This window comes from Acinetobacter sp. 231_lipA, assembly GCF_058243005.1.
In genome coordinates, this window is record NZ_JBZAYU010000001.1 from 3,158,709 (window position 1) to 3,180,485 (window position 21,777).

The window sequence follows — 21,777 nt, forward strand, 5'->3', positions numbered from 1 at the left end:
GAGCCTAAAAAACAAAGCACTTAGCCTAAACAGAAAGCTATCGTACGTTAGAGAATATGGATAACGTCATTCACCTGTAATTACATCATCCATTCAATTGGTAGGTATGATACAGCTTTCATCATAAAACGCTGAAATTTTGTAGTTTCGGGTTCATTTTGATGTTCAATGACACTCCCATCTTTTTGATGTTCAAGCCAAATGATATCGCCTTGAGGATTAAGTTTTAACTCATAAGCGATATGTGGGAGAAATTCATCTAACTTATGTGAGATTGCATTTTGCAATTGATCTGACTCCACCACTAAGCCCACTTCTGTATTTAAATGGGCTGAGCGTGGGTCAAAGTTAAACGAACCGACAAAGACTTTTCCGTCTATATCAAAAAATTTGGCATGGAGCCGTGAGGAACTTCGACCTTTAGCTGGAATCACATGACCAGTTGCCACTTCATACCATGTGTATTTCTCTCGTTCGATATAGGGTTTAAACTCATACAGTTTGACACCATTTTCAAGCAAGCCACGGCGATATTTTTTATAAAATGCATGCACAATGGCAACATCATTAGCCAATAAAGAATTGGTTAAGACCCGAACTCGAGTTCCATTTTTTGCCAAATTGGAAAGATAGTCGGCACCCGCTGTGGTTGGGACAAAATATGCGGAGACCAACTCCATATGCTTTTCAGGCTTACCCATCAAATCGAACATTTGTTTGACAATGATTTCATCAGGCTCTGCTTCACCACGAATTTTATTGGGAGAATCGGCAATGAAATGAGCTTTTGCCCAGTTAACAGGATGTTTAGTCAGCTCTGAATCGACTAGTATCCGAGCCAAATCAATTTTCTGTTCAATCACATTTTTATCTAAGGCATCCGCTTCATAGTGCTGTTTTAATTGAGCCAGTTCTTCTTTTGTTCCACGACCCACTAATTGGGGAATTGTATAACTGAGATCATCATTCCAGAAACTTAGAAATACACTATTGGCATGTTCTACAGCTTGCCCATAAAACAAAATGTCCAAATCGGTAAATTGGAATTTTTCACTGGCGTCAAAATATTCACTGCTGATATTACGACCGCCAGTTACTGCTATTGCGCCATCAGCAATAATCAGTTTGTTATGCATACGATGGTTAATGTGATTGAAGCGGAAAGCATAATCAATCACACGTAAATGACGGTATTTGTAAGGATTGAATAATTTGATTTCAAAATTGGGGTGAGCGCTCAGCTTTTTGAAAGTTTCATCAAGTGCCGTGCCGTTTTGGTCATCAATTAATAAACGTACTTTCACCCCACGATCTGCAGCATTTAACAGTTCATGCAACATCATATGGCCTATAAAGTCATCTCCCCAGATATAGTATTGGACATCTAGACTGTGCTTGGCCTCTCGTATCAAGTGTAAGCGTGAGGCAATGCTCATAAATGCTTCGTCCAACGCCAAATAAGCCGTAAGTCCCTGTTTTTTCTGTGCAGATGCATCTTGACCCTTGAGCCAATGCTCTGCATATACCTCTACAGGGGCTGAAGGCTTAGCCTGATTGGGGGCGAGCTGGCATCCCGCGAGTGTTAAAACGGTGCTTAGCAAAATCAGAGGTCGACAATGAGTTGGTATCGCCATATTTCTTTTAAAGACCTAATTTTTATAAGTTATATATTTCACATGTTATAGGTTGAAACAAAGAATAAAAAGCGGTTACTGTAGCGCATCTGTTAAAGACTTCCTTAAGGATAGCGAAAATGAAATCACGTGCAGCTGTTGCCTTTGGACCTGGACAACCTCTCGAAATTGTAGAAATTGATGTTGCTCCACCGCAAAAAGGTGAAGTTTTAGTCAAGATTACCCATACAGGTGTATGCCATACCGATGCATTTACTCTATCTGGTGATGATCCCGAAGGTGTTTTTCCAGCAGTTTTAGGCCATGAAGGTGCGGGTATCGTAGTTCAGGTCGGTGAAGGCGTAACCAGTGTTCAGCTGGGTGATCATGTTATTCCACTGTATACAGCTGAGTGTGGCGAGTGTTTATTCTGTCAGTCAGGCAAGACCAATCTATGTGTTGCAGTTCGAGCTACACAAGGTAAAGGTCTGATGCCCGATGGTACAACGCGTTTTTCTTATAATGGACAACCGATTTATCACTACATGGGCTGTTCAACCTTTTCTGAATATACCGTTGTCGCAGAAGTGTCTTTGGCTAAAATCAATCCAGATGCTAACCCTGAACACGTCTGCCTATTGGGTTGCGGCGTGACCACTGGTTTAGGTGCAGTCAAAAATACAGCCAAAGTACAAGAGGGTGATACCGTTGCAGTCTTTGGTTTAGGTGGTATTGGTCTAGCTGTTGTACAAGGTGCAAAAAAAGCCAAAGCCAGCCGTATTATTGCGGTTGACACGAACCCTGACAAATATAAATTAGCAGCAGAATTCGGAGCAACTGATTTTGTAAACCCAAAAGATCATGACCGTCCTGTACAAGAAGTCATTGTTGAAATGACTGGTTGGGGGGTTGATCACTCATTTGAATGTATTGGTAACACCAATGTCATGCGCTCAGCACTTGAATGTGCACACCGTGGTTGGGGACAGTCGGTGATTATTGGTGTGGCAGGTGCAGGCCAAGAGATTTCAACGCGTCCATTCCAACTGGTCACTGGCCGTACCTGGAAAGGGACAGCTTTTGGCGGTGTAAAAGGTCGTTCACAACTGCCAGGTATGGTTGAAGAAGCAATGACTGGCGACATTCGTTTAGCTCCATTTGTTACGCATACCATGGGTCTCGACAAAATCAATGAAGCCTTTGACTTAATGCATGATGGAAAATCAATCCGTACTGTGATTCATTTTGAAGACTAATTTGCTGTAAGATGTTTAAAAAACCAAGCTACGGCTTGGTTTTTTGTTTTTAATTAGAAGAATAGTGAATTGGCAAAACTGTTCATGTTGTTAGACAAAAATGATAAAAAATGTCAATTCGTTAGATTTTGTCCTTTTATGACATAGTCGAAAATAGGTTCTCACCTTATCTTGATATCTCAATAATGCACACTTGTATAAAAATAAACTAAAGCAGAGGGTGACTATGGGAAAGCATGTTGAATACCGTCCTGAATGGGTACGTGAAGATTTCATCGATTTTCTGACTGAAAAAGTAAATCCGCTATGGGCATGGAAAAAAGCCAAAGCGCGGATTGTTGCAAAGCATCACTTGTCAGATGACTTTGTGTACATGCAGTTACAGCCAAATCATCATTTTAAAGCAACCGACTATCAAGCTGGGCAAAGTATCTTAGTGACAGTACTCATTGCTGGTGTACGTTGGCAGCGCAGCTATTCGATTGTCGAGATTTTAGAAAATGGCAATCTTGTGATTGCTGTTAAACAACAGGGCAAAGTCTCAAATGCACTCACTCAACAGCCTGTAAAAAGTGTAGTTGAAATTTCCAAACCGCAGGGCGAATTTGTTTTAAAAAGTCAGCCTCACTCTGCACTGATGATTGCCTCGGGAAGTGGTATTACTGCAATTTACGCATTGATCAATGCAGCATTAAAACGCCCACAAACAGTTTCCAATATTGATCTCATTTACTTTACGCGGGATGATAGCTTTCATGCAGAACTGCAACAACTTACTGAACATTATCCGCAGTTTAAATATCATCATGTCAATACACGGACCCATAAACAACATCTGAGCCAAGACTTGCTTAGCCAAAAGATTGAAGGTTTTGAACAACGTGAATGCTATGCCTGCGGTGCTGCCAATATGATGCAAAGCCTGACAGAAATTTATCAAGCTTTAGACTTAGTGGACCATCTGCATACCGAATACTTTCAAATTGTTGTCGACCACACCCAAAGTGCTCAAGTGGTCACGTTTCAACGTTCGCAGCAACAGTTTCAGGCCAAAAGCAATTTATTAGACAGTGCAGAACAGGTGGGTTTACGTCCCGCACATGGTTGTCGTATGGGCATTTGTAATACTTGTTCATGTACCAAAGTTCAGGGTGTGGTGCGGAATCTGCTCACAGGAGAGCTTGATCAAAACAATAACACACAAATTAAATTATGCATTTCACAGGCGGTTAGTCCTGTTGTGATCAACCTTTAAGAAGGCATAGATATGAATCTTCCCGTTTATTTTAGTGAAAGCAGTAAATCCAAATATTTAAGTCCTGCACAAGTCGAAGAGTTTGGTGCGAAAGTTGAAGCAATCCGTCGTGAAGTGATGGAAAGTCTCAATGAAAAAGATGCTCAATATATTTACAAAATTCGAAATTTTGTGCGCTATAGCGAAATAAGCGCACGTGCAATACTCATGTTTGCAGGATGGCTGCCTCCAGTATGGATTTTGGGCACAGGTTTATTGGGTGTATCTAAAATCGTAGAAAATATGGAGCTTGGGCATAATGTTATGCATGGTCAGTTTGATTGGTTAAATGACCCGAGTCTCAACGGGGTAAATTATGACTGGGATACTATGGCCACAGGCCCCGACTGGAAACATACGCATAATTATATCCATCATACCTACACCAATATTGTTGGTATGGACCATGATGTCGGCTATGGATTAGTCCGTGTGAGCGATGCACAGGTCTGGGAACCTCGCTTTTTACTGAATCTACCTTTAGCTGCACAGTTAATGGTGTTTTTTGAGTGGTATGTTGGTATACAAAATCTGCATATAGAGGATGTGGTCGCCTATAAAACAAAAACTTGGCGCGAAGTTTGGGCAGAGTCATATGATTTTAGGCAGAAAATGAAACGCCAAGTGATTAAGGACTATGTCTTTTTCCCCATCATTGCTGGGCCAAATGCACTGCCAGTTTTTGCAGGAAATGCGGTAGCCAATGTTATTCGTAGTTTATGGGCATCTGCGGTGATTTTTAATGGTCACTTTACCGAAGACGCTGAAAACTTTAAAATGGACAATATTGACAATGAAACACGGGCCGAGTGGTATCTGCGCCAAATTCGAGGCTCAAGTAATTTTAGTGGGACACAGGCCTTGCATATCTTAAGCGGGAACTTGAGTCATCAAATCGAACATCATCTTTTCCCGGACATGCCAGCCAATCGCTACGCACAAGTCGCACCCAAAATTAAAGCACTGTGTGCAGAGTATGGAATTCATTACAATGAAGCGAGCTTTATCAAACAGTTTTCATCTGTTTGGGTGAAGTTGGCTAAATACTCGCTGCCAAATGAATGTTATGAAAAAAGTGACCCTACACAGTCTTTTCTGAAACACAATTTGAGTTTATTGAAGAAAAAAATCTTTAAATAATAGCTCATAAGTATGTACCAGAGCAGAAACTTTATTGGATAATATTGACCAATTAAGCTTCTGCTTTTTTTGCACAAAAATAAGGCGTAAAACCCCTCTATATGATGTCTTTGTGTAAGTAGGATTAAATTTAATCATTAGACTTCCTTCATAAATCATTTTTCAATCAATTTAATTGTTTATCTTTCACCCAATCTAAATTGTATATGCCAGCAAGTAAATTAAACCGCAGGTTTAATCTTTTACGACGATTTCTATATACACAAGATAAAATCTTAAAACATTTCATCCTTCCAAATACATGCTCTACTTGAATTCGTCTACGACCAATCTCTCTATTTAACTTTTTTAATTCAGAATCTAGTTTTTCAGTTTTCTTTGCTTTAGATGGCATGAGGCATCCAAAACCCAATTTCTTTATCCCTAAATACCCCTTATCAACGATAAAAAAGGGCTTAAATTTTAATTTCCTCATGCTTTTTTTAAATATTTTAAAATCATGCATGCTTCCATGACTTCCACATACACTCAGTATTTCACCTGTTGTATAGTGCATAGATAGCTGAAATTTAAAGGTATGTCGCTTTTTTTTACCGCTATACCATTTCTTCTGTTTTTTTTGGACGTTGAACTAATATTTCAGTGGCATCAATCACAACAACTTCCCAATCCACTTCATCTCGATTAGGAAGTTGTTTTGGCAAGTTAAATTTTCCAGAACCGATTAAGGTATCTTCAATAGCACGTGTGATACGAATTGCACTCGTTTCAGATACACCGTAACTCATACCAAGATGGAAAAATGTTCGATATTCTCTCCAATATTCTATACATAAGAGCAAACGATCTTCCAACGGTAATTTATGCGGTCGTCCTTTACCAATATGACGAGGTAAATGCTTATTTAGCTCGGCCAACATGAGGTTAAATGTAGCCCAACTAACACCGGTAAGCCTACGAAACTTAACGTCTGATAATTTTTGAATATCTTTGAATTTCATCCAAGGATTATCGCTTGAATTAAATAATTTTGCTGATTAATTTAAGATCAAATAAATTGTACGTTTTTTGATTTATGACGGAAGTCTATTATGTGAATAGTCGGTATTTACTTAAAATAAATTATTGTTAATATTGGGTTTTCACTGAAAGTTGTTTAGCTTTGCAGTGTTGCTCAAATGAATGCTCATTTGCTATTGAAAACGGCTCTCAGTTATTTGTCTAATTTGTGTAATAGTTGCAATTTTTCATTGGTATACGCTTATATAAGTTGTATATGATGCATATTGTGATGGTAATCACGCAGCGTCATTATACTTATATTTACTTTTTTGTTTTTTCATTGTTTTTCATGACTTTGCTTGATTTCTTTTTTAAACAATATGTCTGGTTATGGACTAAACCAGCAAGTTTAAGTTGCAGATAATTATTATGTCTCGAACCCATTCACAGCCTAAGAATAAATCTAAAAATATTGCTTATGATCAACAGGCAGGAAAGCGTTCTACTTTAAAAAAAGACTACTATCTGATTGATACTATTCCTCAGCTTTTTTGGATTCATAATGACGTCTGCAAATATATAAATTTACCCTTACGTCAGTATGTGGGAGGAATGGATTTATCCGCAGATAGCTTCAATTTAGTCGAATATATTCATCCAGAAGATGTGCCAGCAGTAGATGAATTTTTGCATCAACCGATAATTGCCGAGCTCACATTTGAAAAAACCTGTCGGATTCGTAATCATCAGGGCCAGTATCATTGGTTCTTAGTCCAAGGTGAAATGGATCGCTCGACAGCTGGATTTCAACTGAGTTGCACTGATATTCATCAGGGCATGAAAATTTATATCGAGTCTTTGGCGCTGTTACGTGCCCATTCGGATATGTTAAATGCCAGCGTAGACTGCATTATTGTAGTTGAGCCAGATGGCACGGTCACACATATGAATAAGTCGGCATGTGTCATGTTATTGGGAAGTGCAGATGTTAAGGACTTTGGTATGTCTTGGGTCGAACTTTTGCCTCCTGCGGTGCGTAAAAAAGCCAAAAAAGCATTGCATGACGCAGGCCAAGGCCAAATTTCCCGTTTTAATGGCATGAGTTTATCGGACGGAAAAGTTTATTATTGGGAAAATGTTCTGACACCTGTACTTGATGTTGACGGAGAGACCCAGAGTATTTTATGTGTTTCACGTGATATCACGCTGCAATATCTGACCGAACAAAAATTAAAACAAGGCAGCGAACGTGATGAATTAACCGGTTTAAATAACCGGCGTGCGTTTAAAGAAAAAATCAGAAAACTGTATAACAGCGCACGTGATAAAAAACAAAAGTTAGCCGTCATGCTGATGGATTTAGATCACTTTAAAACCATCAATGACACACTGGGCTATGCAGCGGGTGACCACCTTTTAAGAATTTTATCGAAACGCTTAAAACAAATTTTAGAAGGACGTGCTTTCTTGGCACGTCTTGGTGGGGATGAGTTTGGTGTGATTATTCCACATGTGCAGGATATAGGTGAGCTCAATCAAATTGCCCAACAGATTTTGCAACAACTAGAAATCCCCATTACGTTTTCGGGTAACTACATCAATGGTGGCATGAGCATTGGATGTGGCCTCTATCCAGATGACGCCAATGACCTCAGTGAGTTACTCAAGTGTGCTGACACAGCACTCAATGATGTTAAAGCACAAGGCCGCGGTGGTATGCGCATGTTTGATCAGGATATGTTTAATGCGGTACGGGAGCAATCTGAACAACTTAATTGTGCGCATCAAATTATTCGTAATGTTGCCATCGAGGCTTTCTTTCAACCGAAAGTCTGTTTAGACTCAGAACGAATTATTGGTTATGAAGCGCTATTACGCTGGCGTGATGATCAAAATAACATTCAAAGCCCTGCACGAATCGCAGCAGCTTTTAATGATTATGAGTTATCCAGTCGTATTGGTGAAATTATGCAACATCAGGTCTTCAAGCAGATTACTGAATGGCGGGCAAAAGGCTTACAGATTGTACCTATTTCAATTAATGCAGCACCTGTTGAGTTTATGCGTGATAATTTTGCAGAGATCTTCTTAAAACGTCTCAAAGCCTACCGCATCCCCTCGAAATTTGTTGAAATCGAGGTCACTGAATATCATTTGGCTGAACGCGGCTATGAATACGTGGTTCGTGCCTTAAAAAAACTCAAAGCAAATGGTGTGCGAATAGCATTGGATGATTTTGGTACAGGGCATTCTTCTCTTACTCATTTACGTGACTATCCTGTTGATATTATTAAAGTTGACTGCTCTTTTGTGCAACATTTAAGCGATGATAAATCGATTTATGCTATTGTCGAAGGGTTAGCCAAGCTTGGTCCGATTTTATCGATGGATATCGTTGCTGAAGGGATTGAAACTGAAACACAATTGCAGCTTTTAAGAGATATGGGCTGCCATATTGGGCAAGGTTATCTGTTTAGTCCGCCTGTTTGTGCTCAGCAGGCAGAAATGCAGTTGCTAAAACTACACTAGGCATGGCTCCATATAGCGGCTGTTCTCATGAACTCAAACATGATTAGGCCATTGAGTTAAAGGCGAAGGCAGTGGCTTAAACGGGATAGAACAGAATTTTTTGTATAAAAAAGTGTTGTAAAAGCAAAAAAATCAGCGTATTTTAAATTTCAGATAACATATTTTTTGAAGATATAAAAATGTTAAAGCAACCTGTAACCTCTAACGCAAATTATTACTTTTGGCAATTTAGATAATTGCCTGAACGCGTTCGGGCATGAAAAGGTTGCCCACCTAGTTAATACCTGATTGGCAACCCTGGTCAGGTTTTTTTATATCTGCTGTTTTAATAAATTTTGGAGTATTTCATGAAAACAACTAACTATTCATACTTTAGCAACTTTTATTGGTTTTACTTTAGTCAATTTATGACTTTAGCCCAGCAATCCATTAGACCCATAACGCTCAAATAAAAGATCGGACTGAAGACCACAGTCCAAAGGATACAAACCAATGAATGCTCTAAATACTGCACTACAAAGTACTCAAACGACAGTTCAAGAAACACTTTTTAGTTTGCCGCAGCAACTCAAAGCGCAGTTGCCACTTTCAGCGCCATTAAAACTACAAATTGTTGAACAGCGTCAAACCATTCAAAATATATTAGATGGCAAAGACCATCGTTTAATGGTCATTACTGGCCCGTGTTCCATTCATGACCCTATTGCGGTTTTAGAATACGCTGAAAAGTTAAAGCAACTACAAACCAAAGTTTCAGATCAGATTTTCTTCGTGATGCGTGCTTATATTGAAAAACCACGGACAACAGTGGGTTGGAAAGGTTTTTTATACGATCCTCTACTCGATGGATCTTCCAATATGCAGTTGGGATTAGAGCAGTCTCGAGCATTGTATTTAGCGATTATTGAAATGGGACTGCCGATTGCTACAGAAATTTTAAGCCCGATGGCGACTGCTTATTTCGACGATCTGTTGGCATGGGGAGCCATTGGTGCGCGTACCAGCGAGTCGCAGATTCATCGTGAAATTTCGAGTCATATGCCATTTAGCATTGGTTTCAAAAATGGCACAGATGGCTCAATTCAAATTGCTCTGGATGCGATTCAGTCTGCATCAAACCCTCACCAGTTCATGGGAATTGGGCAGCAAGGCATGGCATGTATGCTTCAGTCCCAAGGAAATCCGAAGCCACACTTGATTTTACGTGGTGCAAACTCAGAGCCTAACTATGCTTTATCCGATATTCGTCATATGCAAGATAAAGTCAAAGGTGAATTACCTGCTTTGGTGATTGACTGTAGTCATGGGAACAGTAGTAAAAATCCACTCAATCAACCTAATGTATTGCGTCGCATTGTTGCAGAACGTACGCAAAGCAATGTGTGTGGTGTCATGCTTGAAAGTCACTTGGTTGATGGTAATCAGAAAATTTCAGATGACATGGTCTATGGTCAGTCTGTTACCGATGGCTGTTTAGGCTGGGAAAAAACCGAGCAAGTACTTTTAGAGGTTGCCGACACATTACGCAGTCATGCCATTCAACGTAGTGCTTAATCAACGCAGCCCAAAAGACCTTTCAATGAAAGGTCTTTTTTGTGATCCAGTTCAATAAATGAAGATAATAAATTGAAAAATAAGCTAAAAGTTATTTATCAAACGATAAATTAGGTTGAGCTAGAGCATAAACTTATGCAAAATCAGAAGCCTGAAACAACACGATAAAAATTGTATTTTGAATAAAAGAAATGCTTTTTAAGTCAGCTATTTGCACTAATTTTTAGAGAACACTATGTATTCTGCAGAACTTTTAGAAGAAGCCCGTCGGATGATGTTTCACATGCTCAGCAAAGTGGTTGAGTATGGTGGCTCAGACTTATTTATATCTGCAGACTTTCCGCCAAGTATTAAGCATCAGGGCCTCATGAAGCCATTGGGTCAACAAAATTTGCCATCTGATCAGACTAAGCTCTTTGCATATAGCTTAATGAACGAAAAGCAACGATTAGAGTTCGAAACTGAGCTGGAGTGTAATTTTGCAATTAGCGTTCCCAATGTTTCGCGTTTTCGCGTCAATGTTTTTCAGCAGCAACTGCATGTGGGGATGGTGATTCGTACGATTACCGCGGAAATTCCTAACTTCACTAAGCTACAACTTCCAACGTCTTTAAAAGACGTGATTATGGAAAAACGTGGTTTAGTATTGGTCGTTGGGGGTACAGGGTCAGGTAAATCTACGTCTTTGGCGGCCATGATTGATCATCGAAATGAAAACTCGGCAGGGCACATTATTACGGTTGAAGATCCTGTGGAGTATGTACATAAACATAAGAAATCGATGATTACTCATCGGGAAGTGGGTGTGGACTGTCACTCTTGGCACAATGCTTTGAAAAATACTTTGCGCCAAGCACCTGATGTCATTTTAATTGGTGAGATTCGTGACACGGAGACTATGGAGCATGCCATAGCTTTTGCAGAAACAGGCCACTTATGCCTAGGCACATTACATGCCAATAATGCAAATCAGGCTTTAGATCGAATTATTAACTTTTTCCCAGACGAACGTCGCAATCAACTTTTGATGGACTTATCTTCCAATATGAAGGCGATTATTTCACAGCGTCTGGTGCGAACTGAAGATGGGCGTGGTCGCCGAGCAGCGGTGGAAATCATGCTCAATACACCTTTGATGTCAGACTTGATACTTAAAGGGAATTTCCACGAACTTAAAGAAGTGATGTCAAAGTCGCGTGAGCTAGGCATGCAGACTTTTGATCAGGCTTTGTTTGATTTATACAATCAAGGTGCAATCGCTTATGAAGAAGCACTACGAAATGCAGACTCGGTCAATGAATTACGTCTACAGATTAAGTTAAAAAGTAGTCGTGCTAACCCACAGTTAAACTCAAATAGTGCTTTGTCTTTTGATCAAGCGGTTGCTGAAAAAGCCAAAGACGCTGAAGAAGAGAAGGCCGACGCCTAATTTTCTGAGTCCGTATGTTCATTGCTATGCGCATACGGACTGATATTTTAAGCGGTTTTCTTTCTATTCGCGATAACGGCATAGAACAATAAACTTAAAATGGTTGTCAGTGCACAGAATAAATAGGTGAAGCTATAACCTTGCTTAGAAATGAGTAGACCCAACAATACAGAGCCAAGAGCAATACCTAAGTCATACATGGTAAAGAACGTGGAGGTCGCATGGCCAATCCGATGCTTTTCCGCACCTTGAATAGCTAAAGTTTGTAGACAAGGCTGTGCAGAACCAAAGCCCATGCCAACGCATACTGCCGCAACCAATAAACCCGTCAGAGATTGAATCTGACTGAGACTCACAAGTCCTAAGCTAAATAATATAATCGCTGGGTAAATCACATAGCTCGCTCCGCGACGGTCATAAATTTTGCCTGTAATCGGGCGTAGACTCATCATGGAAATCGCAAAGACGATAAAAAACAAGCTCGCGTAGTTCAGCAGATGTTTAGACTCTGCATAAGTTGAAATGAACGACATAATACTGGCATAGGAAAAAGAAACGATCATACCCATAATTGAAATATTCAAGGCTTTAGTTTCAACAAAGTCATGGATACTGAGCTTGCGCTTCACGGGTGGTGTCAATTTTTGAGTGGTCTGCTGAATTGGGATAAAGAAGCAAAACAAGAAACCGAGACAGACACTAAACGCTAAAATTCCTGCGACCATTGGATAGGATACAGACTGGATCAGGGTTAAACCGAGGAATGGCCCAAGTACAATCCCCAGATTAATCGACATGACAAAATAGCCCATACCTTCGCCTTTACGTTTTTCTGGAATAAACTCATTGACGATAGGTACGGCAACTGTGGTGACGATACTGAACCAAATGCCATGTAGAAAACGAATCAGTAACAGCAGTTGTAAATTATCGGCAAAAAAATAAGCCAAGGAAAACAAACAAAATAGGGCTTCCGCGATAAAAAGCGTTTTCTTATTGCCCAATTTTTCAATAATGAGTCCGCTAAAAGGGCGAACTGCGATAGACGATGCCATGAACAAAGTCATGGCTAAGCCTGCTTGTGCAAGGCTTCCACCCAAATCATTCAAAATATAGATTGGGAGGATTGAGGTCTGCGCAAAGTAAAAGATGAACAAAAACAGATTGTTCGCTAAACAAAGAATAAAAGACTTATTCCATAGCGAAGATGTATTAAGAGCAGACATGCAGAACCTTTGGTCCGAAGATGAGGCCACAGGGCGTGAGCTGTTGCTATTATTTTATGTAGAAGCTAGGTCACGGCTGTGAAATTAGAACAATCAAATTATAAGATAATGCACGTGAAAAGTATAATTGTAGTAATAAATGCTGATATTTAAGCGATTTGAAAATAAAAATATTAAGTTAATTTATCAAAATAAGAGAATAATTGCAAAAAAATCAGTCCGCAGACTGATTTTTTGAGCCGTAAATATGAATACTAGGCTTATAGACCTGCTTCATAGGCTGTGCTTGAAAGGAGTTGTTCTACATCTGCGATATTGTCTGGTTTGATTTTATAAATCCAACCTTTGCCGTAGGGGTCATCATTGACGAAGTCAGGATCATCTTCCAGATTGGCATTGATTTCTACCACGGTGCCAGAAACCGGTGCATGAATATCAGAAGCCGTTTTTACAGATTCAACCACACCCGCTTGTTCGCCCGCAGTGATTTGTTGACCAACTTCTGGTGTTTCAACATAGACTAAATCGCCTAAAGCATCCTGTGCATGGTCTGAAATACCAGTTACAACAAGATCACCTTCAATACGCACCCATTCATGTGTACTTGCATACTTCAATTCTGAAGGATGATTCATGAATAACTCCTTAAAATACAAAAATCATTTTTCGCATGATTTATACATGCTTTTCTATCAAAACAAAAGATCTATAAATACGGATCTTTACGCCAATTACTCGGGCTGCGTCCACTCCAACGCTTAAATGCTCGGCTGAAATTTGCCACATCACTATATCCCAGTTCATCCGCGATTTGCTCTAAGCTATAGTCTGTACGTGACAAAAGTGACGTGGCATGACGGTAACGCACTTCATCCACAATGGTTGAAAAAGACGTGCTTTCAGCAGCCAATTGGCGCTTCAGTGTTCGATCAGACATGTGTAAGAGGTCAGCCACATGCTCGATGCTTAAATAGTGTTGTTCTGAGCGCGTCAAAATGTCACGTACACGCATCGATAATCTTCGGCGTTCGCCCATGGCTGAGAGCTCAGCTTCACATTGATTAATGGCTATTTGGCTTGCAAGTGGCTCAGCATTGACCATTTTAAAGCCGAGATAATGCTTATCAAAACTCAAAAGTAAATGTGGTTGATCAAAGCGAACACTATGGTTAGGTAGCTTTGCACGATAGCGATCAAAGCCTTCGGGTTCTGGAAAATCGAAATCAATTTCCCCAGCCAGATTTTCAATGCCAGTGAGCGCCTTACTCATAGAAACAATGCCAAAAATAATACTGATCGCAATATCGGTACGCAACGGTTCTATATCGACATCACAGCGTAATTGTAAAGTCGCTTTTTCGCCAAAGGTGGAAAAGAAAAGCTGCAAAAAAGGCATGCGCAGTTGAATAAAGCGGTTAGCAAGTACCAAGGCTTCGCCAATATCATGAGTTGTCATAATGGCATAGCCAATGAAGCCATGAATTGAAATACGCATTTGCGTGCCTAGATGGTAGCCAAGCGTGGGCTCACCAGTGAGACGGCTAGCCAACTTCACAAGTTCATTGGCAGTATGAACAGGTATGCGAAAGTCAGGCTCTGCGAGTTGTTCGCTCGTGAGTTGAAAAGGGGAAAATAGCGTCTCTGCGTTATAGCCCCAACGAGACACAACATCTAACAACAATAAGCCATAAACACCAGGAATTCCTTGATCTTGGCGAAGTGAAACTGTTTTCATGCGCGATCCATTGCATTTTTCTTTCTTTTCTGACTGAAGTTATATTGGCATGAATATTTCAAATTCATGGAGCATATTGTTGGACAATATGTTCCGAGCCTATAGCAATTCAGTATCCTTTACATTTTTGATTTAGTGGAACGATATTATAAATATCATAAATTTCTGAGCAAAAATATAAGACTCTCGATAAAAATAAAGGCTCAGCAAATGATGCTAAAAATTAAGTAAAATCTTTTCAAAATCAGCACGCTAAAATCATTGAGATAACGATCTAAGCGTGCTGAAAATGGAAAGTAAAATTAGGCTTCTTTCTTTTTAATCGGATGTTGTTCCGTTAAAAATCCACCTGTTTGACGCTGCCAAAGGTGCGCATAGATACCATTTTTTTGAATCAGTTCTTCATGTGTCCCTTGTTCTGCAATACGACCTTCATCAAGCACAATCAAACGATCCATTTGAGCAATGGTTGAAAGACGGTGCGCAATCGCAATCACCGTTTTATCTTGCATTAAGTCATCAAGGCTAGATTGAATTGCAGCTTCAACTTCTGAGTCTAGGGCACTGGTGGCTTCATCTAAAATTAAGATTGGTGCATCTTTCAAGAACACACGAGCAATGGCGATACGCTGGCGTTGGCCACCTGAAAGTTTCACTCCACGCTCACCAACATAGGCTTCATAACCTGATTTACCACGTAAGTCATTCAGCTGAGGAATAAACTCTTCGGCTTTGGCTTTACGTACAGCAGCATACATTTCTTCATCACTCGCATTGGGACGGCCATATTTGATATTTTCTGCAACACTACGGTGTAGCAGGGAGGTGTCTTGAGTCACTAAGGCAATATTACGACGTAAACTGTCTTGGGTGACATCTTCGATATTCTGCCCATCAATTAAAATTTCACCCTGTTTCAATTGATAAAAATGTAGCAATAGTTGAATCAGTGTTGATTTCCCTGCACCAGAGCGACCCACGATCCCAATTTTTTCACCAGCTCGGATGCGTAGGTTTAAATTGTCTATGACATTTTTACTGTTATACGCAAAAGTGACGTCTTTAAATTCGATCATGCCTTGTTTAACTTCAAGGTCTTTGGCATTAGGTTTGTCTTGAATCGTGATCGAACGACCTAAAGTTTTCATGCCATCTTGAATGGTACCGACACTTTCAAAAAGTGCTGAGGTTTGCCACATGATAAATTCAGCGATACTGCTCAGTTTTAAAATCATAGCCGTTGCAGCAGCAATAACACCAAGTTCAACTCGCCCATTCATCCATAACCAAACTGCAGTGCCCAATACGCCCGCGTACAGTACTATATTTAAAAACAGGATACTGATTTCATACTTAGCACCTAAACGCATTTGTTTATAAACGGTGACCATGAACTCTTGCATCGAGGCTTTGGCATATAAGCTTTCACGTCCTGCATGGGCAAAAAGCTTTACTGTTTGAATATTGGTATAGGCATCGGTAACACGGCCAGTCATCACAGCTCGGGCATCAGCCTGTTCATTTGAAACTTTGCTCAAACGTGGGATGAAGTAATACGCTGCACAGATAAACAAAGCTAACCAGACCAGTAAAGGTAATATTAGGAGCGGGGAGATAGCGGCAAGCACCAGATTGACCGTGACAAAATAAATCAGCACATAAGCCAACATGTCACCCAAAATAACCCAAAACTCACGTATTGCCAGTGCAGTTTGCATGACTTTTGCGGAGAGTCTTCCTGCAAAATCATTATGAAAAAAGTCGAGACTTTGCTTCAACAGTAAATTATGAAAGCGCCAGCGCAGACGCATGGGAAAAGTGCTAAATAATATTTGGTGTTTAATAATCGACTGTAAACTGGCAAATAAAATATTGGCCAATAAAATACAGAATAACAGGACTAAATTTGAACCATGTTCTGCTAAAAATGTTTCTGGCTGGCTTTTACTGAGCCAGTTTACTAAGTCACCAATTTTGGCATAAAACAAGGCTTCAAAGCTGGCAGCACCAGCCGTGAATAAAATCAAAATCAGCAAATAGCCACGCACACCTTTAGCTGCCTGCCATACAAACGGAAAGAACGTGGTCGGTAAAGGTTGGTTTAAACCTTCTTCTGGATAGGGATCAACACGTTTTTCAAACCATTTGAACATGAATAAAACCTTCTAAAAATAAACCATTTATAAGGTAATGGCTTGTTTTATAAATAAGCAGAGTTTGAAAATTTTAGCATGAAAATACCTCAGTCGTCTGTGTAAATTGCCAGAGGCTAAACGATGTTGTAGCAGTATTGATGGCAAGAAATATAGATGAATAGATATAAAAGTCTGATATAGAGAAGAGTGATAAAAGGGAACCCAACCAAATGAATCCCCTAAGATGCTTAAAGCATTAGTTTGCTTGAGCTTCTGATGTCGCAACCGCATCAGATGCAGCAGCTTCTGAAGCAGGTGCTGCATTTTGAGTGGTTTCTACAACTTGAGTTTCTGCTGCAAAAGAAGATGTCGCTGCTACAGCTAAAAGGGCAGCACATAAAGATTTATTTAAAGTATTCATTTTAGAAAGTCTTACAAAGTGAAAAGGAGTGGCTAATTTAATGAAGAGAAAAGGTTGGTATTGTGATATTGCGGTATATTTCATGTAAATTATCACATATTTAACTTACATAATACACAACGTAAATAACACAGTTGTTGAAAAACTAATGTTATGTATTTTTATAATTTTTATTCTAGAGTTGGTAATTTAGAACGTAAATTAAAATGCCTATTCTGCGTTTTTAAGACCTTAGTATGCTAAAACTAGAATGGTTTTAGCATACCAAAGTGAAAAAATTACGGGTTTGACATTGCGATTTGCATGTCATATCCCGATGGTGCTTGGTAAACTTTGAGACCAAATTCGGGAAGAATGGCAATTAAATGATCGAAAATATCCGACTGAATCGCTTCATAGTCTTTCCATGCAATTTGATTGCTAAATGCATAAATTTCCAGTGGCAAGCCTTTTTCAGTCGGTTGTAGCTGACGTACGATTAAAGACTGATGTTTTGAAATGTTTGGATGCTGATTGAGGTACAACTCAACATACGCACGAAAGGTACCTATATTGGTTAAACGTCGCTGATTGCAGGGAGATGTATTGCTCAGTTTTTGATTAAACTCAACCAGCTCTGTACTTTTGTGATCCAGATATTGGTCTAATAATAAGAACTCTTTAAGTTTGCTTTGTTCTGCTTCAGACATAAAGTGAACGCTACTTTGATCAATATAAAGTGAGCGTTTGATACGACGTACGCCTGCCTGTGACATACCACGCCAGTTTTTAAAAGTATCAGTGACCAATTTGTTGGTTGGAATTGTGGTAAAGGTTTTATCAAAGTTCTGTACGGTGATGGTATGTAATGACATATCAATGACATCACCGTCTGCATTCAGGGATGGCATTTCAATCCAATCTCCAATACGGACCATGTCATAGGATGAAATCTGAACAGAAGCCACCAAAGACAAAATGGTGTTTTGGAAGACCAACATCAGCACTGCCGCCATAGCACCGAAGCCCGCCAGCAAAGTGAAGACATCTTTTTTCAGGAAAGTTCCTAAGATCATCAAACCACAAACGATGAAAATAATCAGTTTGATCAGCTGTAAATAGCCTTTGATGGGCTTATTTCTAGACTTTGGATTACGTTGATAAACCAAATTGAAGATATTCAGTAATTCACCAATCGCGAGCGCAATGGTTAAGAAAATAAAGGCCTGTGCCGCCATTTGGACAAAGCTGACCATTTTCGCAGACAGGTGAGGAACGGTAACGATACCATTCATAATGACGATTGCTGGGACTATGTTCGCAATTCGACGAATCACACTATGCTGCGACATGATGTCGTGATTGGCAAATTTTAGCTTAGTGATGAGATGCCGAATACCACGAACGACAACATGCTTGGCAATAATATACGCCAGTATAGTCACTAGAATGAGTATGCAGAATCCTGTCAACATTTCGATCCAAGGATACTGGTCTGACCAGTCTTTTAAACTCTGTATAAAATGAAAATTATCCAAAATGCGATCTTCTTATGATTAAAACACTGTAAATAGTGTAATCAGCTATACGAATTAAGCAAATTGTGTCACTAAGTTTATACATATTTTCAACGACTTGTTTATTTACTCTCGTAGATTTGTTTTTTAAATCGATATTTGAATGTCATGAAGCATAAATTGTTGATGGTCGGGATATGTCAGAGCAGTGGAATGGTAAATTAGTTTTATAATGAACTAGGAAACAACGAAGCTTCCAATATGGAAGCTTCTGATGGTTCAAATTACCACATGAGATCATCAGGGATCACGTATGCAGCGTATGGATCTTCCTCATCTGTGACTGCTTCATTTTTCTCTGAGGTATTTACGATAATAAAGCCTTCAAGTTTGGCATTAATACGATCAGCTAAAGCTTTAGGTAAGAAGGCATAACTTTCATGATCACGTGCAATCACGAGGCTACCAGCCACCAAGGCATTATAAATTTGTTGATTGATATATTGTTTTTTGATTTTGCCATCGTCAATAAACTGATAGGCCACGTCACCATCGGTATCCCGGATTTTATGCTGCGTGATCATTTGAATGATCGTCGCTTTGAGCTCTTTTTCTTGCAATATCGCTTTCTTCTCAAGTTCAATAGCTTGATCTTTGGCCTGTTTTTGCTGTTTGTCTTGTGCAATTTTTGCCTTGATCTCAGCTTCACTGCTTTGACCTGTTCTTTGCTCATGCACTGCTTGTTTAGAAAGTTTTTTGGCCTTTTTGTTGTCAACTAAACCGGCTTTGAGTAACTGAGCCTGTAATGCATTTTTTACCATAGCGAATTCCACAACTGCGTTTAAAAACGACGATAACGAAAGTAAATGATCCAATATACAACACTAAGGATCAAGCTTAATGCTGTTGGAACTAAAAAAGAATTGAGTTTTAAATAGGGATACATCCAACTTGCACAGAGTCCGCCGATCAAAAAGCCACTTAAAATCAAAAGATGTAAAACTACGCGTCGACGCTCAACCACGAGTCCGCGCACACGATAACCAAGCGCTAAGCCGAGATCGGTAAGAACACCCGATAAATGTGTGGTGCGGATGATAGTGCCTTTATAATGGCTCACCATGGCATTTTGCACACCCATTGCGACGCAGGCCCAGAGTAAAGCATAGCGTGGAAAATAAGGCAGAAAGAACCAACACAGAAAAATAAAAAAAGCCACTAAAGTGAGTGGTACGCCATAGCGGCGTCCCAATCGAAAGTGACTATTTCCCAGAATTACACCGCTATAAAATGAACCGATGACATAGCAGACAGTTACTAATAGCAAATATAAAATGCTTTCGGGTTGCCAATGTACAAGCGACATCGCCAAAACACTTACATTACCAGTCATATGGGAAACGGACTGGTGTAAAACAGTCACCAGTCCTAAGACATTAATCATTCCTGCATTGACTGCAAGAAAGAATGCCCCCAGTTGAATCCAAAGTGGTAAGTGTTGAAATGGCATAACTTCAAAAAAGAAAATAATATACTGATTCTACAATATATTATTTTGAAGCGCGGTCAACTGCTGCAGTAAATAATACGTCAGTTGATGAGTTTAATGCAGTTTCAGTAGAGTCTTGTAGTACGCTAATCACCATACCAATTGCAACCACTTGCATTGAAATATCAGATGAAATACCAAACAGTCCACACGCAACAGGGATCAACAGCAAAGAACCACCTGCGACACCAGAAGCACCACAAGCTGAAACTGTTGCAAGCACAGATAAAATCATCATGGTGGTAAAGTCAACATTAAGACCTAGCGTATTGACTGCTGCCAGTGTAAGCACCGTAATAGTTACTGATGCACCCGCCATGTTAATGGTCGCACCGAGTGGAATGGCTACGCTCGCTGTAGATTCAGGTACCCCCAAACGTTTGGCAAGATCTAAGTTCACAGGAATGTTCGCAGCAGAACTACGCGTGAAGAAAGCAGTGATACCACTTTCACGTAAACATTGAAATACCAAAGGATATGGATTGCTACGTGTTACCACAGCAACCATAAGTGGGTTGATGACTAAGGCAACGAAAGCCATTGTGCCGAGTAAGACAGCCAATAAGTGTGCATAGCTTACTAATGTGCTTAAACCTGTTTCTGCAAAGGTTACCGCCACTAGACCGAAAATACCGATCGGCGCAAAGTTAATCACCAAACGAATCACGCTATTTACTGCGTGTGCAGTATCATTGAGTAAGTCTTTGGTTGAGTCTTTGGCATGACGGAATGCAGCACCCAAGGCCACAGCCCACGCTAAAATACCAATGAAGTTTGCTTCACTAATGGCAGTTACAGGGTTAGCAATAAAGCTCAGCAGTAGGTTCTTAAAAATTTCAATCAAGCTACTTGGCGGTTGTAAGTCAGTATTTGCAGGTAAGTTTAAGAACAAAGTACTTGGGAAAGCGATACTGACTGCAACTGCTGCAAAAGCCGCTAGTAACATACCCACAGCATACATGATGATAATAGGACGCAGATTCGCACTATGACCCACTTTAAAGTTTGCAATAGAAGCAAGCACCAAGACAAATACAAGTACAGGCGCGACAGATTTTAACGCTTTAATAAATAAGTCGCCTAGCAGGCTCAAATAAGGTGCAACACCTGGGAAAACGAGGGCTACACCAATACCCAAAATAATGGCAATGATAATTCGAGTAACTAGACTCATTCGCGCTAAAACAGAAAACATAGAGGCGCCTTGTTGAAATTACGAGGACAAAATACGGATTTTAAGTGCGCCATTTTATACCTAATTTGCTAACTGACTGAAAAATATTTAAATATAAAAATTAAGTTATTGTAATTTCAGTTTTTATTATTCATTTTAATTCATAAAAATGACATGTTTAATGGATTTTTATCACAAATGCCTGCTTGATATTTCTCACTATA

The 21,777-nt window shown here is 39.7% G+C and carries 18 protein-coding genes and 1 pseudogene; 6 read left to right on the forward strand and 13 right to left on the reverse strand.

The features are described 5' to 3' along the window. Window positions 1–80: 80 nt before the first annotated feature. Window positions 81–1,634 (reverse strand): phospholipase D family protein, encoded by a 1,554-nt coding sequence (locus AC4CUX_RS15530; protein WP_490792541.1) that lies wholly within the window; start codon window positions 1,632–1,634, stop codon window positions 81–83. A 119-nt stretch (window positions 1,635–1,753) separates the two neighbouring features. Here AC4CUX_RS15530 and AC4CUX_RS15535 point away from each other — a divergent pair, with 119 nt between their 5' ends. The 3 genes from AC4CUX_RS15535 (at window position 1,754) to AC4CUX_RS15545 (ending at window position 5,303) form a co-directional block, all read left to right on the forward strand. Then, window positions 1,754–2,869: an S-(hydroxymethyl)glutathione dehydrogenase/class III alcohol dehydrogenase gene (locus tag AC4CUX_RS15535; RefSeq protein ID WP_490792542.1), complete on the forward strand. Its 1,116-nt coding sequence runs from the start codon at window positions 1,754–1,756 to the stop codon at window positions 2,867–2,869. A 226-nt stretch (window positions 2,870–3,095) separates the two neighbouring features. Beyond that, window positions 3,096–4,124, forward strand: coding sequence for a flavin reductase family protein (locus tag AC4CUX_RS15540; RefSeq protein ID WP_279690688.1), 1,029 nt, complete (start codon window positions 3,096–3,098; stop codon window positions 4,122–4,124). A gap of 12 nt (window positions 4,125–4,136) precedes the next feature. Further along, window positions 4,137–5,303: a fatty acid desaturase family protein gene (locus AC4CUX_RS15545; RefSeq protein ID WP_279690689.1), complete on the forward strand. Its 1,167-nt coding sequence runs from the start codon at window positions 4,137–4,139 to the stop codon at window positions 5,301–5,303. 166 nt (window positions 5,304–5,469) lie between these two features. Here the strand turns inward: AC4CUX_RS15545 and AC4CUX_RS15550 are convergent. Beyond that, window positions 5,470–5,862 (reverse strand): annotated as a pseudogene (locus AC4CUX_RS15550) (transposase family protein); the annotation flags it as partial. Between the two features lie 37 nt (window positions 5,863–5,899). Next, entirely contained in the window at window positions 5,900–6,304 is a 405-nt protein-coding gene (locus tag AC4CUX_RS15555) for a transposase family protein (protein WP_490792460.1), read from the reverse strand. A 430-nt stretch (window positions 6,305–6,734) separates the two neighbouring features. Here AC4CUX_RS15555 and AC4CUX_RS15560 point away from each other — a divergent pair, with 430 nt between their 5' ends. After that, a complete protein-coding gene (locus AC4CUX_RS15560; protein WP_279690690.1) occupies window positions 6,735–8,834 on the forward strand; it encodes an EAL domain-containing protein in 2,100 nt (699 codons plus the stop codon). A gap of 400 nt (window positions 8,835–9,234) precedes the next feature. Here AC4CUX_RS15560 and AC4CUX_RS15565 read toward each other — a convergent pair whose 3' ends face one another. Continuing rightward, window positions 9,235–9,381: a hypothetical protein gene (locus AC4CUX_RS15565; protein WP_171254088.1), complete on the reverse strand. Its 147-nt coding sequence runs from the start codon at window positions 9,379–9,381 to the stop codon at window positions 9,235–9,237. Between AC4CUX_RS15565 and AC4CUX_RS15570 the strand changes: the two genes are divergently transcribed. Continuing rightward, window positions 9,327–10,388: a 3-deoxy-7-phosphoheptulonate synthase gene (locus tag AC4CUX_RS15570; RefSeq protein ID WP_279690691.1), complete on the forward strand. Its 1,062-nt coding sequence runs from the start codon at window positions 9,327–9,329 to the stop codon at window positions 10,386–10,388. The genes AC4CUX_RS15565 and AC4CUX_RS15570 overlap by 55 nt on opposite strands. A 235-nt stretch (window positions 10,389–10,623) precedes the next feature. After that, a complete protein-coding gene (locus AC4CUX_RS15575) occupies window positions 10,624–11,817 on the forward strand; it encodes a PilT/PilU family type 4a pilus ATPase (protein ID WP_184118533.1) in 1,194 nt (397 codons plus the stop codon). Between the two features lie 47 nt (window positions 11,818–11,864). Here the strand turns inward: AC4CUX_RS15575 and AC4CUX_RS15580 are convergent, their stop codons facing one another. From AC4CUX_RS15580 to sstT, 9 genes are all read right to left on the reverse strand, one after another. Then, window positions 11,865–13,043: an MFS transporter gene (locus AC4CUX_RS15580; protein ID WP_279690694.1), complete on the reverse strand. Its 1,179-nt coding sequence runs from the start codon at window positions 13,041–13,043 to the stop codon at window positions 11,865–11,867. A 260-nt stretch (window positions 13,044–13,303) separates the two neighbouring features. Then, window positions 13,304–13,678 carry a glycine cleavage system protein GcvH gene (gcvH, locus tag AC4CUX_RS15585; RefSeq protein ID WP_004693240.1) on the reverse strand — a complete coding sequence of 125 codons (375 nt, stop codon included), beginning with the start codon at window positions 13,676–13,678 and terminating at the stop codon, window positions 13,304–13,306. Between the two features lie 71 nt (window positions 13,679–13,749). Further along, the gene (locus AC4CUX_RS15590; protein WP_490792543.1) at window positions 13,750–14,778 is read right to left on the reverse strand and encodes an AraC family transcriptional regulator; all 1,029 of its coding nucleotides are present in this window, start codon (window positions 14,776–14,778) and stop codon (window positions 13,750–13,752) included. Between the two features lie 302 nt (window positions 14,779–15,080). Continuing rightward, complete coding sequence (locus AC4CUX_RS15595; protein WP_279690696.1) at window positions 15,081–16,931, reverse strand: ABC transporter ATP-binding protein; 1,851 nt, start codon at window positions 16,929–16,931, stop codon at window positions 15,081–15,083. A gap of 238 nt (window positions 16,932–17,169) precedes the next feature. Further along, window positions 17,170–17,418 carry a hypothetical protein gene (locus AC4CUX_RS15600; protein ID WP_279690698.1) on the reverse strand — a complete coding sequence of 83 codons (249 nt, stop codon included), beginning with the start codon at window positions 17,416–17,418 and terminating at the stop codon, window positions 17,170–17,172. A gap of 194 nt (window positions 17,419–17,612) precedes the next feature. Beyond that, on the reverse strand, window positions 17,613–18,851 hold the full coding sequence (locus AC4CUX_RS15605; protein WP_279690700.1) for a mechanosensitive ion channel family protein: 1,239 nt from the start codon (window positions 18,849–18,851) through the stop codon (window positions 17,613–17,615). Between the two features lie 263 nt (window positions 18,852–19,114). Further along, a complete protein-coding gene (locus AC4CUX_RS15610; protein WP_005399509.1) occupies window positions 19,115–19,651 on the reverse strand; it encodes a DUF2058 domain-containing protein in 537 nt (178 codons plus the stop codon). Window positions 19,652–19,671: 20 nt separating this feature from the next. Then, window positions 19,672–20,340 (reverse strand): YoaK family protein, encoded by a 669-nt coding sequence (locus AC4CUX_RS15615; protein ID WP_004693233.1) that lies wholly within the window; start codon window positions 20,338–20,340, stop codon window positions 19,672–19,674. A 40-nt stretch (window positions 20,341–20,380) separates the two neighbouring features. Continuing rightward, window positions 20,381–21,574, reverse strand: a complete 1,194-nt coding sequence (gene sstT / locus AC4CUX_RS15620) for a serine/threonine transporter SstT (RefSeq protein ID WP_205668068.1) — start codon at window positions 21,572–21,574, stop codon at window positions 20,381–20,383. Between the last annotated feature and the right edge of the window lie 203 nt (window positions 21,575–21,777).